The following is a 15,077-nucleotide window of genomic DNA, read 5'->3' as shown; positions in this document are numbered from 1 at the left end:
GGTGACCGGTGCGCAACCTTGCTCTCACTCGGCCGCCGGGGGTGCGGTGAGCCCGGGCCCGCCGCGCCCCCGGAAGGCTCAGGCCCGACTGCGGCGCCGGTCCGCCCCGTCCGGCCACAGGCGCGGGCGGCGCCTGGCCGCGACGTCCTCGACCCAGCCGAACGCCAGGATGGCCAGCCCGATCAGCGGCCAGATCGTGATCAGGACGAGCCCGTCGTACGACTTCTCGATGTACGAGCCGAACGCGTCGCCGAACCACGGGATCGCCCACAGCCCGTCGACGAGCTGGGCGGCCGCCATCAGCAGCAGGTTGTGCCAGAGGTAGATCGTCACGGCCCGGTTGTTGGCCAGCGTGATCAGGCCGTCCCATCCGGCGAGCTTGCCGGGGAGGGTCTGCCAGGACGGGGCGTAGATCAGCAGGATCGCGCAGAAGCCGAGGGACCAGGTGGCCTGGGCGAGCGGGATCTCGTCCAGGTTCCAGCCCTCCTCGGTGAGGTGGCCGGACGCCCACCACAGGCCGAAGCCCATGACGATCGCGGCGCAGGACACCGCGAGATAGCGCGGGATCTCCTTCAGCAGCCCGTCGTTGTGGGCGAAGCCCAGGATCCAGCAGGAGCCGAACACCGCGAAGTCGACGAGTCCGTCGCCGAACATCCCGGGCACGGTCACCAGACCCGTGCCGATCACGGCCGTGAGGCCGATCGGCGCGAGCAGCGTCACCCACGGCACCCTGCGGAACGCCCTGAGCAGCAGGGGCGAGGCGAGCACGAACCAGAGGTAGGCCCGGATGTACCAGAGCGGTCCCGCCGCCTGGTCCGCCCAGGACACCTCCAGCCACCCGCCGGGCGAGCCGCTCTCCTCGGGGTACGGAGGGGAGCCGAGGGGGAAGAGGTAGCAGCCGATCTTGACGAACCACCACAGCCCCTCCTCCCGCACGGGCTTCCAGCTCAGCGCGAACATCACGGGCACGACGAGGAGGGAGAACGCCCACATGGGAGGGAGCAGCCTGCGCACCCGGCTGCGGATGACGCTGCCCGCGGGGCGGGCCAGCGAGCGGGCCATCAGCGAACCGGCCAGGGCGAACATCACGCCCATGGACGGGAACAGGACGGTCAGCCAGGCCCAGCCGAAGAGGTGGAAGAACACGACCCGGACGAGGGCGACGGCCCGGAGGAGGTCGAGGTAGCGGTCCCGTCCCGGCCGGGCGGGGAGTACGGGGGACGCGGCAGCCTCCTGGTCCGTGGAGGCAGGGGATCCGCCCGCTGCCGGGGCCGCGGGGCGGACGACGGCGTCCGGGGTGGTGCGGGTCTGCGCGGGGAACGCCCCGGCGTGCGCCGGGTACGCGCTGTCCCTCGCCGGGTACGGGCTGCCGCGGCCCGGAGCGGAGTCCTGCCGCGCCGGGTACGGCCCGCGCGGTGCCGGGTACGGCCCGTCCTCCGGCATCCAGGTGCCGCCCCGCGGCGGCCGGGCACCGTCGTGGCCGTCCTGTCCGGGCTGGTTCGGGTAGGTCATGCGACCGGCCTCCGGTCCTTCTCCGCGTCCCTGCGGCGGCTGGGTGCCCCACCGGGCGCTTCCACCACTCCTGTACGGCGCAGCTTCTGCCAGCGCAGCCGGCCGCCGGTGAGAGCGGTGATCCAGGACTGGAGCAGCACGACGTACATCAGCTGCCGGTAGAGGATCTGCTGGAGCGGCAGGGAGATCAGATGGGTCATGCGTTCCCCGTCGAGCCGGAACGCGTACGCGGCGCAGACCGCCTGCACCAGCAGGACGCCGAACCAGGCGGCGACCGTCTTGCCCGTCGGGCCGAAGACCAGTCCGTACAGCAGGAAGACGTCGATGAGCGGGGCCAGCAGCGGGGCGACCACCATGAACAGCGAGACGAACGGCAGTCCCACCCGTCCGAAGCGGCCCGAGGGCCCCCGCTCGACGACCGCGCGGCGGTGCTTCCAGATGGCCTGCATCGTGCCGTACGACCACCGGTAGCGCTGCGACCACAGCTGCTGCACGGACTCCGGGGCCTCGGTCCAGGCCCGGGCGTTCTCCGCGTAGACGACGCGCCAGCCGTCGCGGTGCAGCCCCATGGTGACATCGGTGTCCTCGGCGAGGGTGTCCTCGCTCATGCCGCCGATCCGGTCCAGTGCGTCGCGGCGGAAGGCGCCCACCGCACCGGGGATGGTGGGCATGCAGCCCAGGAGGTCGTACATCCTGCGGTCGAGGTTGAAGCCCATCACGTACTCGATGTGCTGCCAGGCGCCGATCAGCGAGTCGCGGTTGCCGACCTTGGCGTTGCCCGCGACCGCCCCGACCCGGGGGTCCGCGAAGGGCTGGACGAGCTCGCGCACGGTGGAGGGTTCGAACACCGTGTCGCCGTCCATCATCACGACGATGTCGTGACGGGCGTTCGCGATGCCGTTGTTCAGCGCTGCGGGCTTGCCCGCGTTGCGCTGACGCACGACTCGGACGTTCGGTATCCACATCGCGTCGACGAGGTCGGCCGTGCCGTCGGTCGAGCCGTCGTCGATGACGATGACCTCGATCGGATAGTCGCTGGCCACCAGCGACCGCACGGTGGCCTCGATGCACTCGCGCTCGTTGTACGCGGGGACGAGGACCGTCACCGGGCGGGTGAACGGCTCGCCCCAGCTGAAGTCCTTGCGGCGGACCTTCCTGGCGTGCAGGAAGGAGAGCAGCAGCATCAGCCCGAAGCGGACGAGCACCAGAGCGCCGATGACCGCGAGACCGACCACCAGCACACCGGTGATCCGCTCGGAGATGTCCACGGCGAAGACGAACGCCTTGCCCTTCCAGAGCGCGAACCCGGTGACAGGGGTGTGCGCGCTGGGGGCGCCGAGGGCGGCCGTGAGGTGGGTGAACTCGTATCCCCGCTCCTGCATCTGCGGGAGGAACTCCCCCAGGGCGGCCACGGTCTGGGACCGGTCGCCGCCGGAGTCGTGCATCAGGATGACGGCGCCCTTGCCGCCCTTGGGCGTGGCCCGCTCGATGATGGCGCGGACGCCGGGACGCTTCCAGTCCTCGCTGTCGGTGTTGTTCACGACGGTGAGGTAGCCGCGGCTGCCTATGTGCTGTGTCACCGGCCAGGACTTGTTGTCCATGGCGTCGGAGAACGAGGAGTAGGGCGGGCGGAAGAGGGACGTACGGATCCCGGCCGCGCCCGCCAGCACCAGCTGGTTCTGGGAGAGCTCCCAGTCGATGCGGCTGGTGGACTGGAACGAGAGGTCGGGGTGGTTGAACGTGTGCAGCCCGATCTCGTGGCCCTCGTCGACCATGCGCTTCACGAGGTCCGGGTAGCGCGAGGCCATGGTGCCGGTGACGAAGAAGACGCCGTGCGCGTCGTACTTCCGGAGCTCGTCCAGGACCCGCGGGGTCCAGACCGGGTCCGGGCCGTCGTCGAAGGTCAGGACGATCCTGCGGTCGGGTATCCGGAGTGTCTTGGCAGGCTCACCGGACGTACGGGCGTCTATGACCGGCCCGCCCTCGAGGACGTCGGCGGGCACCTGTGTGGTGGGAGCCGGTGCCTGGACGCGGTGGTCGGCAAGGATTTCGCTGTGCACGTATCCGCGCAGCATCAGCATGGCGAGCAGGGCGACGAGAAGGAGTGACGGGAGCAGATAGCGCATCGGGAGTCTGCGCCGGGCGGTCCGCTTCTTCCTGTGGTTGTGCCTGCCCCGCGGGACGGGGGTTGTCATCTAGGGGGTGCCTTCTTCTTCCACCGGCGGATCCGAGGGGTCCAGGGACGGGGGCGGACTTACCACGACGGGGCCGCCGGTGTCGTCCGACGGCGAGGGGCTGTCGGCCGGTGACGCGGGCTCCGAGGTGCCGGGAGCGGGCTCCGAGACGCCGTCGCCCCTGGGGGGTGCCGCGGAGGCGGAGGCGGAGGCCGCCGTGCCGGGCGGGGCCGGGACGGCGGTGGACACGGTGGCGGACGGGCTCGCGGAGCCGTCGGCGGCCGGGGCCGGGACGGAGGCGGCGGGTGTGGCCCCGGGGCTCCCGGACACCTCACCGGCGTCGGCGGGGTCGGGCCGCACCTCGATGTCGCCGGCCTGTTTCCCCTCGTGCCCGGAGAGGGGCAGCCAGGGTGCGCTGGAGCTCCCGCCGAGCACGGCGACCACCAGCGTCACCGCGTAGACGGCGCAGATGGAGGCGAGCACCCAGCCCAGACGCCGGTACGTCTTGCTGCGGCGACCGCTCTCGTCGACGAAGACCGGGCCGTCGGAGGGGTCCACAGGGCCGGGCTCCACGGGCAGTTCGGCCAGCTGCCGACCGAGTCCGTCCAGTTGGACCGTGACGTCGTTCGCCTCGTGCGTGTGTCCGGTACGGGTACCTTCGTGCCAATTTTCCACAGGTGTTCGCACATCCCCCACTCAATGAAGCAGCTGCGCGGGAATGACTGGATTCATGCCGTCCGACAGGGCCCCCACCCCGTCACCACACCACATAGCCCCGTGCACCCGGAACCTCGAATGTAGCGCACGCCGGTGGCTGTCAGAGCCCCCCGGCACGTCCCACTCATGAACGGTGACACATGAGTGACGCATCGATTTCGGGCAGCCATGATCCAGATGGCCGTTGCATCCACCCCTCCGCCGCAGCTAGTTCGGCCGCCGCGGCACGCAACGCGGCCAGACCGGGGTGATCCGGCCCGGTCCGCCAGACCATCAGCAGCGGGGACAACGGAACCGGCCGCACCAAGGGGCGGACCACCGTACCGGGAAGCGGAACGAAGTCCACGACGGCCAGGACCGGGTTCCCGGACTTCGCCATCACCCGTTGAAATTCGGCCACGCCGACCGCCAGGGGAGCGGGTGGGGCCAGCACGATGCCCCACTCGGCGAACAACTGTGCGGCAAGATCCGTCCACTCCCGTGTGCGCGCATTGCCTGCCCCCGCGTAGACGGTTTCCCCGGCCAGATCGGCCAGGGCGACGACTTCGCGCCCGGCGAGTGGATGATCACGCGGCAGCAGGACGGCCATCGGCTCGTACCGCACGGGCTGTACCGAGAGCCGGGCGAGCACGCCGGGGTCGAGGCCGGCGGCCCGCCCGAAGGAGACGTCGAGGCGCCCGGCGAGCACCTCACCGGCCGCCCAGGTCAGTCCGCTCTCGAAACGTGCCATCAGCTCGCACTCCGGTGCGAGCTCGCGTGCCCTGGCCAGCACCCGGGCCGCGGCCATCCCGTCGGTGTTGACGTCGACGAGCAGCGGGCGTGCGGCGGGGTCGGTGAAGGCGGCGGCCAGCTCGGCATGCGCGGCGAGCACCTGCCGGGCGTACGGGAGGAGTCGTTCCCCGTCCGGGGTGAGCGACACCTGGCGGGTGGTGCGGAGGAAGAGTTCCCTGCCGAGCTCGCGCTCCAGTCGGCGGACGTCCCGGCTCAGCGCCTGCTGCGCGACGTAGAGCCGGGCGGCGGCACGGGTGAAGTGCAGTTCCTCGGCCACGGCCGTGAAGGCGCGCAGGAGCCGGGGATCGATGTCGGGGGAGGAAGACACCCGCCGAATTTACAACAGAACCGCGTGAATCGGTACGTCACAGGTGTTGGACGGTGCGGACCCCTCCCCCGAGGCTTGCTCCGTGCCCTACGAACCCGCTCTCGTCCCCGCCCCGGCCCCCGACGGACCGCCCGCGGGCAACCCGTACCGCAGGCTGCTGGCCACTCCCGGGGCGCGCGCCTTCACCGCGGGCAATCTCCTCGCCCGGCTGCCCATGGGGATGTTCAGCGTCAGTGCCGTCATCATGATCGCCGACGCGCACGGTTCCTACGCCCTCGCCGGGGCCGTCACCGCCACCGGCCTCGCCGCGACCGCCGTGGTCGCCCCCTGGACGGCCCGTCTCGTCGACCGGTACGGCCAGGCCCGGATCGCCGTACCCGCCACCGCGATCGCCGTGCTCGGCTCGCTGGTCCTGCTGCTCTGCGTGCACTACGGGGCGCCGGTCTGGACGCTCTTCGCCGCGTACGCCGCCACGGCCACCACCCCGAACACCGGCGGCCTGTCCCGGGCCCGCTGGGCCCATCTGCACCGGGGCGATCCAGCGGCCCTGCACATAGCGAACTCCTTCGAGCAGGCCGTCGACGAGCTCTGCTTCATGCTCGGCCCGGTGCTCGCCGCCACCCTGTGCGGCGCGCTGTTCCCCGAGGCCGGCACCCTCACCGGCGCGATCTTCCTGATGACCGGCGTCCTGGTCTTCGCCGCGCAACGGGCGACCGAGCCCCCGGTGGCGCCCCGCACCCGCACGGCCTCCCCCCTGCGGATCCCCGGCATGCCCGCCCTGCTCGCCGTCTTCCTCGCGACGGGCGCGGTGTTCGGAGCCATGGAGGTCGTCTCGATCGCCCACGCCGGGGGTGCGATCCTCGCCCTGCAGGCGGGTGGATCCTGCGTGGCCGGGCTGCTGTACGGGTCTCTGCGCCCGGCCGCGGACGTCCGGCGCCGGCTGCTGCTCTGCCTGATGGGGATGACCGCTCTGATGTCCCTGCCCCTGATCGCCGCGGCCACGACCGGTTCCCTGCTCGCCCTGGCGGGCTGCCTGCTGCTGGCGGGTGCGGCCACGGCGCCCACCATGGTCACCGGCATGACGCTGGTGCAGCGCCTCACCCCGCGGGCACGGCTCAACGAGGGCATGACGCTCGCGGTCACCGCACTGCTGGGCGGAATAGCCGCGGGCACGGCGACCGGAGGCTGGCTGGTGGAGCACTCCGGGACGGTGACCGGCTATGCGGCCCCGATGTGCGCGGCCGCCCTCGCCCTGGTCGTGGCGGCGGCGGGTACGCGCGGTGCCTGACTCCGCAACCGCGCCTGGAGCAGGAAAAACGAGGACCCCGCTGCCAGGGGCAACGGGGTCCTCGTTCACATGGGAATTGTGGAGATGGCGGGAATCGAACCCGCGTCCAACGGTGCGGAACCAGGGCTTCTCCGAGTGCAGTTCGCTACGCTTTTCTCGGCCCCGGAGGTCACGCGAACAAGCCTCCGACAGGCCCAGTCACTGTTTGATTTCCTTCAGGGCCCCGTGACCGGGCTCAGAAGTTTAGATCCCTGAATGATGCCAGGATCCGGGTCGGGATCACCCCCGGGCTGACACTCCGCAGAGTCTTCGCTTAGCTGCTAATTAGGCAGCGAGGGCGAAGGCGGAGGAATCGCGCTTGGAATTGGCGATTATTGGTTGCGACATATGGTTAACGAGATCATTGCCGCTTCCTCGACTCGCTTCCCCTGCTTCGACATCCGCTGTCGAAACCGATCATCCCCATGTTGATTTTTCAATGCGCGCACCTTCTGTGAGGTGCACGGCCCATCGTACGTGACCAACGCACCCCGGTGCCACTGTATTCCGGCGGCTCCGGGGCGGGGCCCGTGCTAGGCGCTCCGCTGACGCCGGCGGGCCGCCGAGATCGCGCGGTTCGTCTCCCGCGTGTCCTGCTTCTCGCGGAGCGTCTGCCGCTTGTCGAACTCCTTCTTGCCCTTGGCGAGCGCGATCTCGACCTTGACCCGACCGTCCTTGAAGTACAGGGCGAGGGGCACGATGGTGTGGCCCGTCTCCTGGGACTTCGACTCCAGCTTGTCGATCTCGGCCCGGTGCAGGAGCAGCTTGCGCTTGCGCTTGGCGGCGTGGTTGGTCCACGTGCCCTGCACGTACTCCGGGACGTGGATGTTGTGCAGCCACGCCTCGTGGTTGTCGATCTGGACGAAGCCGTCGACCAGCGACGCCCGGCCCATCCGCAGCGACTTGACCTCCGTACCCATGAGCACGAGGCCGCACTCGTAGGTGTCGAGGACGTGGTAGTCGTGCCGCGCCTTCTTGTTCTGCGCAATCATCTTGCGCCCGGTGTCTTTTTCCTTGGCCATAGTGCGGTCATTTTCGCACTACGACCCACCCCCGAGGCCACTCAATACCGTCTCGGCCCGCTGCTGGGCCTCCTGACCCGCCCCGACGTCCGGTGTGATGCCGGTTCCCTCGACGCTGCGGCCCGCCGGAGTGCGGTAGTGCCCGACGGTCAGCTCCGCCACCGAGCCGCCCGGGAGCTTGCTGGGCATCTGCACGGAACCCTTGCCGAAGGTGCGCGATCCGACGGTGACGGCCCTCCCCCGGTCCTGCAGCGCGCCGGTCAGCAGCTCGGCGGCACTCATCGTGCCGCCGTCCACCAGGACGACCACGGGACGATCGGTGTCGCCGCCGGGATCGGCGTAGAGGGCCCGCTGGTCGCCGTGCACGTCGTAGGTGGCGACCAGGCCGCCGTCCAGGAAGGCGGAGGAGGCGGTGACGGCCTCGGTGACGAGGCCGCCCGCGTTGGCCCGGAGGTCCAGGAGGATGCCGGCGCCCCCGGGAGCGGCGTCCACGGCATCACGGACCGCGGCGCCCGCCCCCTTGGTGAAGGCGGCGACCTTGATCAGCACGGTGGAGGAGGGGGCGTCGCCCAGCCGCCGGACGGTGACCGCCTCGGTGCTGAGCCGGGCCCGCCGCAGGGTCACGGTCCACGTGTGGCCGCCCCGCCGGAGCCCGAGGACGACGGCGGTCCCCTCGGCCGCTCCCGTGCGGTCGCCCCGCAGCAGCGCGACCACTTCGGCGACGGGGCGCCCGCCGACCGGGCGGCCGTCGACCGAGCGCAGCAGATCACCCCGGCGCACACCGGCCCGGTCCGCGGGACCGCCGGCCTGGACGTGGGTCACGGTGATCACTCCGCGGGCGGACCGGCGCGCGGAGACGCCCACCCCCGTGTACGAGCCGTCGAGTGCCTGCTCGAACTCCTCGTACTCCCGCTCGTCGTAGACCGCGCCCCAGCGATCCCCGCTGCGGCTGACGACCTCCTCGGCGGCGGCCGTACCGGACTTCCCGTCGGCCTCGGCGTCGGCCACGGCGTCCGCGATCTCCGCACCGTCCACGGAACCGACGGTGGAGGAGACGGAACGGGTCCTTATCTCCGCGCTCGTGTCGTCCTCGCGGGGCAGCGAGCCGGTGGCCGCGGCGGCGGCCAGCACGCTCGCGAAGACCAATGTCAGGGCCGCCCCGCGGTAGACACCGCGGGGCCCCCAGAGGTGCGTGAGGCCCGGCATGGCGACGAGTCTAGGACAACGCCCCGACGGCACACGGCTCGTTGGCCGGACGCCGCGCGGGGCGCTCGTCACACCTTCAGGTACTTGCGCAATGCGAAGAGGGCGGCAACAGCGGGCATCAGCAACCCGATCGCGAGAACCAGCGGAAGCTTGGTGAACACCGCTTCCCAGCCGATGAAGTCGATCAGGTTCAGCTTCTCCTGGAGCTCGAGACCGCCGTCGATGAGGAAGTACCGGCCCGCCAGCAGGATCACGCAGGCGAGCACGCCGCCGATCAGGCCGGCGAACGCGGCCTCCATGATGAACGGCATCTGGATGTAGAAGCCGGAAGCCCCCACCAGCCGCATGATGCCCGTCTCCCGTCTCCGGCTGAACGCCGAGACGCGGACGGTGTTCACGATGAGCATCAGCGCAATGACCAGCATCAGCGCCATCAGGAAGATCGCGGCCACGTTCATGCCGTTCATCAGCCCGAAGAGGTTGTCCAGGATGCTCCGCTGGTCCTGGACGGACTGCACCCCGTCACGGCCCGCGAAGGCCGTCGCGACGACCTTGTACTTCTGCGGGTCGTGCAGCTTGACCCGGAACGACTCCTGCATCTGGTCCGGCGTGATGTTGCCGGCCATCGGCGAGTCGCCGAACTGCTCCTGGTAGTGCTTGTACGCCTCGTCGACCGTCTCGAAGGCGACGGTGTCGACGGCGTCCATCTTCTTGAGATCGCCCTCGATCTCCTTCTTCTGCTGCGCGGTGACAGCACCCTTGGCGCACTTGGGCACGTCCTTGGCGTCGTTCTTGTTGCAGAGGAAGATCGAGACGTTGACCTTGTCGTACCAGTAGGTCTTCATCGAGCTGACCTGCTCGCGCATCAACAGCGCACCGCCGAACAGGGCGAGCGAGAGGGCGACGGAGACCACGACCGCGAAGGTCATCGTGAGGTTGCGACGAAGACCGACGCCGATCTCCGACAGGACGAACTGGGCGCGCATGGCGTCCTTTCAGTACTCGATGCTCGTGCAGATGCTCAGTGCTGGTAGCCGTAGACGCCGCGCGCCTGGTCACGCACGAGACGGCCCTGCTCGAGCTCGATGACGCGCTTGCGCATCTGGTCGACGATGTTCTGGTCGTGGGTCGCCATGATCACGGTGGTGCCGGTCCGGTTGATCCGGTCCAGCAGCTTCATGATGCCCACGGAGGTCTGCGGGTCGAGGTTGCCGGTCGGCTCGTCCGCGATCAGCAGCATGGGACGGTTGACGAACGCACGGGCGATCGCGACGCGTTGCTGCTCACCACCGGAGAGCTCACCGGGCATGCGGTCCTCCTTGCCACCGAGACCGACGAGGTCGAGCACCTGCGGAACGGCCTTGCGGATCTCACCGCGCGGCTTGCCGATGACCTCCTGCGCGAAGGCCACGTTCTCGGCGACGGTCTTGTTGGGCAGGAGCCGGAAGTCCTGGAAGACCGTGCCCAGCTGGCGGCGCATCTGCGGCACCTTCCAGTTGGACAGCCGCGCGAGGTCCTTGCCGAGCACATGGACCATGCCCTGGCTGGCGCGCTCCTCGCGGAGGATGAGCCGCATGAAGGTGGACTTGCCGGAGCCGGAAGAGCCCACCAGGAAGACGAACTCGCCCTTCTCGATGTCGAGTGAGACGTCCCGGAGAGCTGGACGGCTCTGCTTCGGGTAGGTCTTGGAGACGTTGTCGAATCGGATCACGGATGCACCACGGTCGGCCGGGAGTAGGTGTGCGTGACCATACGCGAACCCGGCTGACGCGTGCAGTCGGCGTCCTATGATGAGGGATTTGTGACGGAACGCGACGGGGAACGAAACGGGGCGTGCCGGACCTCGTCCGGCGGGCCGCGCCGAAATCGGCCCGAGCTGGCACAGTGGGAGGGGGAACGGTTGCGTTTCCCGGAGCGTTGTGCGAGAGGACGCGTGATGCGGCTCCGCCGCGCGGGAGGAGGAAAGCGCATGACCTATGACCGACTGGTGTGCGCGAACTGCGCGGCGCCCGTGAACGAGGGCCGCTGCCGCGTCTGCCGGGCGAGCCGGGAGCGGATGCAGGACCAGGGACCGTTCGCGGGACTCAATCCGGCGATGCTGATAGCACTGATGGTGATCCTGGTGGCAGCTCTGGCGCTGCTGGCGCACCAGGCTGTCTGACCGGGGCGACGCGCACCGCCCGATGCGGCTGAGACGTGCGTGTACGGGCCGCTGGAGCGGTTCCGGTACATGGAAGGGCCCGGGAGGCCATCACGGCCTCCCGGGCCCTTCTTCGTGCGTGTACGGCCTTTAGGCGACCGTACGACCGCCGCCGACCAGACGCGGCAGCATGCGGAAGCCGATGCCACCGGCGATCATCGTCGCGGCGCCGACCAGCAGGAACGTCGTCTCGGCCGCGCCGGTCTCGGCGAGCTCGTCCTTGCCCTCACCCTGCTCGACCGGCTGGTTGCCGACGCTGTCGGTGTCGGTGTTGTCGGCGCACGCGGCACCGTCGAGGTCGACGGTGCAGGTGCCGGCGCCGGCACCGTCGGTGTCACCGGTCGCGGAACCGGTGGTCCCGGCGTCACCACCGGTCACTCCGCCGTTGCCCGTGGTGCCTCCGTTGCCGGTGGTCCCACCGTCGGTCGTCGTCCCACCGTTGCCGGAGGTGCCGCCGTTGCCGGAGGTGCCACCGTCCGCACCGCCGTCGGTGCCACCATCGGCACCGCCATCAACGCCGCCGTCAGTGCCGCCATCAACGCCACCATCGGTGCCACCGTCAACGCCACCATCGGCACCGCCGTCAACGCCACCATCGGTGCCACCGTCAACGCCACCATCGGTGCCACCGTCAACGCCACCATCGGCACCGCCGTCAACGCCACCATCGGCACCGCCGTCAACGCCACCATCGGTGCCGCCATCGGCACCGCCGTCAACGCCACCATCGGTGCCGCCATCAACGCCACCATCGGCACCGCCGTCAACGCCACCATCGGCACCGCCGTCTGCACCGCCGTCTGTACCACCATCGGTGCCGCCGTCTGCACCACCATCGGCGCCACCGCCGTCGGTGCCCGCGTCGACTCCGCCGAGGAGGCCGCCATCGGTCTCCTCGCCGGTCTTCACCTGGGCGCTGACGCCGGTCTCGTCGCCGTCCACGCCGATACCGAGGCCGACGGCCTGAGCGGCACCCGCGACGGTGAGCGAGGCACCCGCGGCGATAACCGCGCCGGCGGCTATCCGCGCGACGCGGATTCGCGTCTTCTTCGTCATCTGTTGCTACCCCCAGTAGCTGATCTCGTCAGAGGAGCAGCCGTATGCGGTCCACGGCCCTGCGGGGTCACACTCTCTGCAGGGCCACGCCGTACCGTGGTCATCCCGCCCGCCCCCGAGCACACCTGTCCCAGACATACGCACGCTGCTCAAGCACCCTGTCCAGAGTTAAGGACTACGTCAAGGCCGTTCCAGGGCATACGCGTTGCTATGGGGGTTCTTGACGGCTATTCGGAACCACGACTGTGACGCATTCAGCACACGGTCCCCCAACTCCGCCGTGCGCGGGGCCAAGCGAACGGGCCCGGGCAGGATTCCCTGCCCGGGCCCGACAGCCGTGGACGTACGGCTACTTCTCGCTCTGCTTGCGCCAGCGGATACCGGCCTCGATGAAGCCGTCGATCTCGCCGTTGAAAACCGCTTCCGGGTTGCCCATCTCGAAGTCCGTACGCAGGTCCTTGACCATCTGGTACGGGTGCAGGACGTACGAACGCATCTGGTTGCCCCAGGAGTTGCCGCCGTCGCCCTTGAGCGCGTTCATCTTCGCCTGCTCCTCCTGGCGGCGGCGCTCGAGGAGCTTCGCCTGGAGGACGTTCATCGCGGACGCCTTGTTCTGGATCTGCGAGCGCTCGTTCTGGCAGGAGACGACGATGCCGGTGGGCAGGTGGGTCAGGCGCACCGCGGAGTCCGTGGTGTTGACGCCCTGGCCGCCGGGGCCCGAGGAGCGGTACACGTCGACGCGGAGCTCGGACTCGTCGATCTCGACGTGGTCCGTCTGCTCGACCACGGGCAGCACCTCGACACCCGCGAAGGACGTCTGGCGGCGGCCCTGGTTGTCGAACGGCGAGATCCGGACGAGCCGGTGGGTGCCCTGCTCGACGGAGAGCGTGCCGTACGCGTACGGCACCTCGACCGTGAAGGTGGTCGACTTGATGCCGGCCTCTTCGGCGTACGCCGTCTCGTAGACCTCGGTCTTGTAGTTGTGCCGCTCGGCCCAGCGGAGGTACATGCGCTGGAGCTTCTCGGCGAAGTCCGCGGCGTCGACGCCGCCGGCCTCGGCGCGGATGGTGACCAGGGCCTCGCGCGCGTCGTACTCGCCGGAGAGGAGCGTGCGGACCTCCATCTCGTCCAGCGCCTTCCGGACGGACTCGAGCTCGGTCTCCGCCTCCGCGAGCGCGTCGGCGTCGCCCTCGTCCTCGGCGAGCTCGAAGAGGACCTCGAGGTCGTCGATGCGGCCGCGCAGGGTCTCGGTCTTGCGGACCTCGGCCTGGAGGTGCGAAAGCTTGCTGGTGATCTTCTGGGCCGCCTCCGGGTCGTCCCAGAGGGACGGCGCCGCCGCCTGCTCCTCGAGCGCGGCGATGTCGACCCTCAGCGCATCCAGGTCAAGGACGGCCTCGATCGACCCCATGGTCGAGGAGAGGGACTTCAGCTCTTCGGAAATATCGACGACTGCCACGGGTCCAGCGTAACGGCTGGACGAGTGAACCTGTCCCTCCCCCGGATCGGGGCCGTCCCCCGGGGCGCTCAGGGGGCCGTCGGCGCCGAGTTCTTCGTGTCCTGGGGGGTGGCACCCGCGTCGTCGCCGCTCGTCGCGAGCCAGCCGCCCACCCCTATGGCCGCGCACAGGAGCACCGCCGCCGCACCGAGCGTGATCCGGCGCTTGCGGACGGCCGCGGACTTGTTGCGGGCGGAGCCGGGCCGCGGACGCCCCGGCGCGCGCGGGGCCCGTGCGGTGCCCAGGGGGCCGCCGGCCAGTTCGTCGGGGGCCGGGACGCGCATGCTCGTGTGGGTGTCCCGGTTGGAGTCCGGGGAGGAGCCCGGGACCAGCGGGACCGCGCCGCGCCGGCGAGGTTCCTCCGGAGCCGGGGTGTACTGCTGCTCGTCGTACGTCTGCGGTTCGGCCTCGGTGTCCGGCTCGTCGACGTCGAGCGGGGGTATCCCGGACAGGAGCGGGAGCAGCTCGCGCAGGCGGGTCGCGAGCTCGGAGGCGCGGAGCCGGGAGGCCGGAGCCTTGGCCAGGCACTGGACCAGGAGCTGCCAGAGCTCCTCGGGGATGCCGGGGAGCGGGACGACCGTCTCGGTCACATGGCGGCGCAGCACGGCGCCCGGGTGGCCGCCGCCGAACGGCGTGAAACCCGCGAGGAGCTCGTACAGCACCGTCGCGAGGGCGTAGATGTCCACGGCGGCGCGCGGCGGGAGGCCCTCGACGATCTCGGGGGCCAGGTAGTCCGGAGTGCCGATGATCTTGGTGGTCCGGGTGCGGCGCGGGGTGTCGATCAGCTTGGCGACGCCGAAGTCGGTGAGCAGGGCCGGGTGCGAACCGCCGGGCCCCAGGGGGCCCTCCATGTCGAGCAGGATGTTCTCCGGCTTGACGTCGCGGTGGACCACTCCGGCGCGGTGCGCGGCGGCCAGGCCGTCGGCGACGTCGGCGATGATCGCCACGGCCGCCTCGGGCGCGAGGCGGCGTTCCCGGTCGAGCCGGGTGCGCAGATCGGTACCCCGTACGAGATCCATGACGAGCGCCAGGTCCGTGCCGTCCACCACGAGGTCGCGGACGGCGACGACATGCGGATGGTCGAGCCCGAGCAGGGCGGTGCGCTCCTGCACGAAGCGGCCCACGAGCTCCTGGTCGGACGCGAGGTCCTCGCGGAGCAGCTTGATGGCGACGGGGCCCTCGGGCCCCTCGCCGAGCCACACCGTGCCGGCGCTGCCGCGCCCCAGGATCTGGTGGGCGGTGTACCGGCTGCCGATATTCCGTGCCAAG

At 70.4% G+C, this 15,077-nt stretch carries 13 protein-coding genes and 1 other RNA gene; 2 read left to right on the top strand and 12 right to left on the bottom strand.

Annotation, left to right across the window (positions count from 1 at the left end):
• Positions 1-78: 78 nt before the first annotated feature.
• From AB0F38_RS00245 to AB0F38_RS00230, 4 genes are all read right to left on the bottom strand, one after another.
• Positions 79-1,512: an acyltransferase gene (locus tag AB0F38_RS00245; protein WP_361884622.1), complete on the bottom strand. Its 1,434-nt coding sequence runs from the start codon at positions 1,510-1,512 to the stop codon at positions 79-81.
• Complete coding sequence (locus tag AB0F38_RS00240; protein WP_361886680.1) at positions 1,509-3,638, bottom strand: glycosyltransferase; 2,130 nt, start codon at positions 3,636-3,638, stop codon at positions 1,509-1,511. The genes AB0F38_RS00245 and AB0F38_RS00240 overlap by 4 nt, the downstream gene beginning before the upstream one ends.
• 69 nt (positions 3,639-3,707) lie before the next feature.
• Positions 3,708-4,361 carry a hypothetical protein gene (locus tag AB0F38_RS00235; protein ID WP_361884621.1) on the bottom strand — a complete coding sequence of 218 codons (654 nt, stop codon included), beginning with the start codon at positions 4,359-4,361 and terminating at the stop codon, positions 3,708-3,710.
• 166 nt (positions 4,362-4,527) lie between these two features.
• Positions 4,528-5,502 carry a LysR family transcriptional regulator gene (locus tag AB0F38_RS00230; RefSeq protein WP_361884620.1) on the bottom strand — a complete coding sequence of 325 codons (975 nt, stop codon included), beginning with the start codon at positions 5,500-5,502 and terminating at the stop codon, positions 4,528-4,530.
• Positions 5,503-5,584: 82 nt separating this feature from the next.
• Here AB0F38_RS00230 and AB0F38_RS00225 point away from each other — a divergent pair, with 82 nt between their 5' ends.
• Positions 5,585-6,790: an MFS transporter gene (locus tag AB0F38_RS00225; RefSeq protein ID WP_361884619.1), complete on the top strand. Its 1,206-nt coding sequence runs from the start codon at positions 5,585-5,587 to the stop codon at positions 6,788-6,790.
• Between the two features lie 76 nt (positions 6,791-6,866).
• Here AB0F38_RS00225 and ssrA read toward each other — a convergent pair.
• The 5 genes from ssrA to ftsE all read right to left on the bottom strand — a co-directional run bounded on the left by ssrA (position 6,867) and on the right by ftsE (position 10,768).
• Positions 6,867-7,254: a transfer-messenger RNA gene (gene ssrA / locus AB0F38_RS00220) on the bottom strand.
• 108 nt (positions 7,255-7,362) lie between these two features.
• Positions 7,363-7,851, bottom strand: a complete 489-nt coding sequence (gene smpB / locus AB0F38_RS00215; RefSeq protein WP_361884618.1) for an SsrA-binding protein SmpB — start codon at positions 7,849-7,851, stop codon at positions 7,363-7,365.
• An 18-nt stretch (positions 7,852-7,869) separates the two neighbouring features.
• Positions 7,870-9,057 carry a S41 family peptidase gene (locus AB0F38_RS00210; RefSeq protein ID WP_361884617.1) on the bottom strand — a complete coding sequence of 396 codons (1,188 nt, stop codon included), beginning with the start codon at positions 9,055-9,057 and terminating at the stop codon, positions 7,870-7,872.
• Between the two features lie 68 nt (positions 9,058-9,125).
• The gene (gene ftsX / locus AB0F38_RS00205; protein WP_361884616.1) at positions 9,126-10,043 is read right to left on the bottom strand and encodes a permease-like cell division protein FtsX; all 918 of its coding nucleotides are present in this window, start codon (positions 10,041-10,043) and stop codon (positions 9,126-9,128) included.
• 35 nt (positions 10,044-10,078) lie between these two features.
• Positions 10,079-10,768, bottom strand: coding sequence for a cell division ATP-binding protein FtsE (ftsE, locus tag AB0F38_RS00200; RefSeq protein WP_014046319.1), 690 nt, complete (start codon positions 10,766-10,768; stop codon positions 10,079-10,081).
• 258 nt (positions 10,769-11,026) lie between these two features.
• On the opposite strand from ftsE, the gene AB0F38_RS00195 reads away from it, so the two are divergent.
• Positions 11,027-11,218, top strand: coding sequence for a hypothetical protein (locus AB0F38_RS00195; RefSeq protein ID WP_033299438.1), 192 nt, complete (start codon positions 11,027-11,029; stop codon positions 11,216-11,218).
• Positions 11,219-11,347: 129 nt separating this feature from the next.
• On the opposite strand, the gene AB0F38_RS00190 is transcribed toward AB0F38_RS00195, so the two are convergent.
• From AB0F38_RS00190 to AB0F38_RS00180, 3 genes are all read right to left on the bottom strand, one after another.
• Positions 11,348-12,313, bottom strand: coding sequence for a hypothetical protein (locus AB0F38_RS00190; RefSeq protein ID WP_361884615.1), 966 nt, complete (start codon positions 12,311-12,313; stop codon positions 11,348-11,350).
• Positions 12,314-12,662: 349 nt separating this feature from the next.
• Complete coding sequence (gene prfB / locus AB0F38_RS00185; protein ID WP_361884614.1) at positions 12,663-13,769, bottom strand: peptide chain release factor 2; 1,107 nt, start codon at positions 13,767-13,769, stop codon at positions 12,663-12,665.
• 68 nt (positions 13,770-13,837) lie between these two features.
• Positions 13,838-15,076: a serine/threonine-protein kinase gene (locus AB0F38_RS00180; protein WP_361884613.1), complete on the bottom strand. Its 1,239-nt coding sequence runs from the start codon at positions 15,074-15,076 to the stop codon at positions 13,838-13,840.
• Position 15,077 lies beyond the last annotated feature (1 nt).

Origin of the sequence: Streptomyces sp. NPDC025273 (assembly GCF_040638585.1) — a bacterium.
Lineage (GTDB): Bacteria > Actinomycetota > Actinomycetes > Streptomycetales > Streptomycetaceae > Streptomyces > Streptomyces cinereorectus.
The sequence above is the reverse complement of the archived record's forward strand: the minus strand, read 5'-3'. Positions and strand labels throughout refer to the sequence as shown.

Bases quoted from the DNA above. Each gene is read 5' to 3' on its own strand.
- AB0F38_RS00190 (WP_361884615.1), bottom strand. From the start codon at position 12,313: ATGACGAAGAAGACGCGAATCCGCGTCGCGCGGATAGCCGCCGGCGCG.
- AB0F38_RS00195 (WP_033299438.1), top strand. From the start codon at position 11,027: ATGACCTATGACCGACTGGTGTGCGCGAACTGCGCGGCGCCCGTGAAC.
- AB0F38_RS00240 (WP_361886680.1), bottom strand. From the start codon at position 3,638: ATGCGCTATCTGCTCCCGTCACTCCTTCTCGTCGCCCTGCTCGCCATG.
- smpB (WP_361884618.1), bottom strand. From the start codon at position 7,851: ATGGCCAAGGAAAAAGACACCGGGCGCAAGATGATTGCGCAGAACAAG.
- AB0F38_RS00245 (WP_361884622.1), bottom strand. From the start codon at position 1,512: ATGACCTACCCGAACCAGCCCGGACAGGACGGCCACGACGGTGCCCGG.
- AB0F38_RS00210 (WP_361884617.1), bottom strand. From the start codon at position 9,057: ATGCCGGGCCTCACGCACCTCTGGGGGCCCCGCGGTGTCTACCGCGGG.
- ftsX (WP_361884616.1), bottom strand. From the start codon at position 10,043: ATGCGCGCCCAGTTCGTCCTGTCGGAGATCGGCGTCGGTCTTCGTCGC.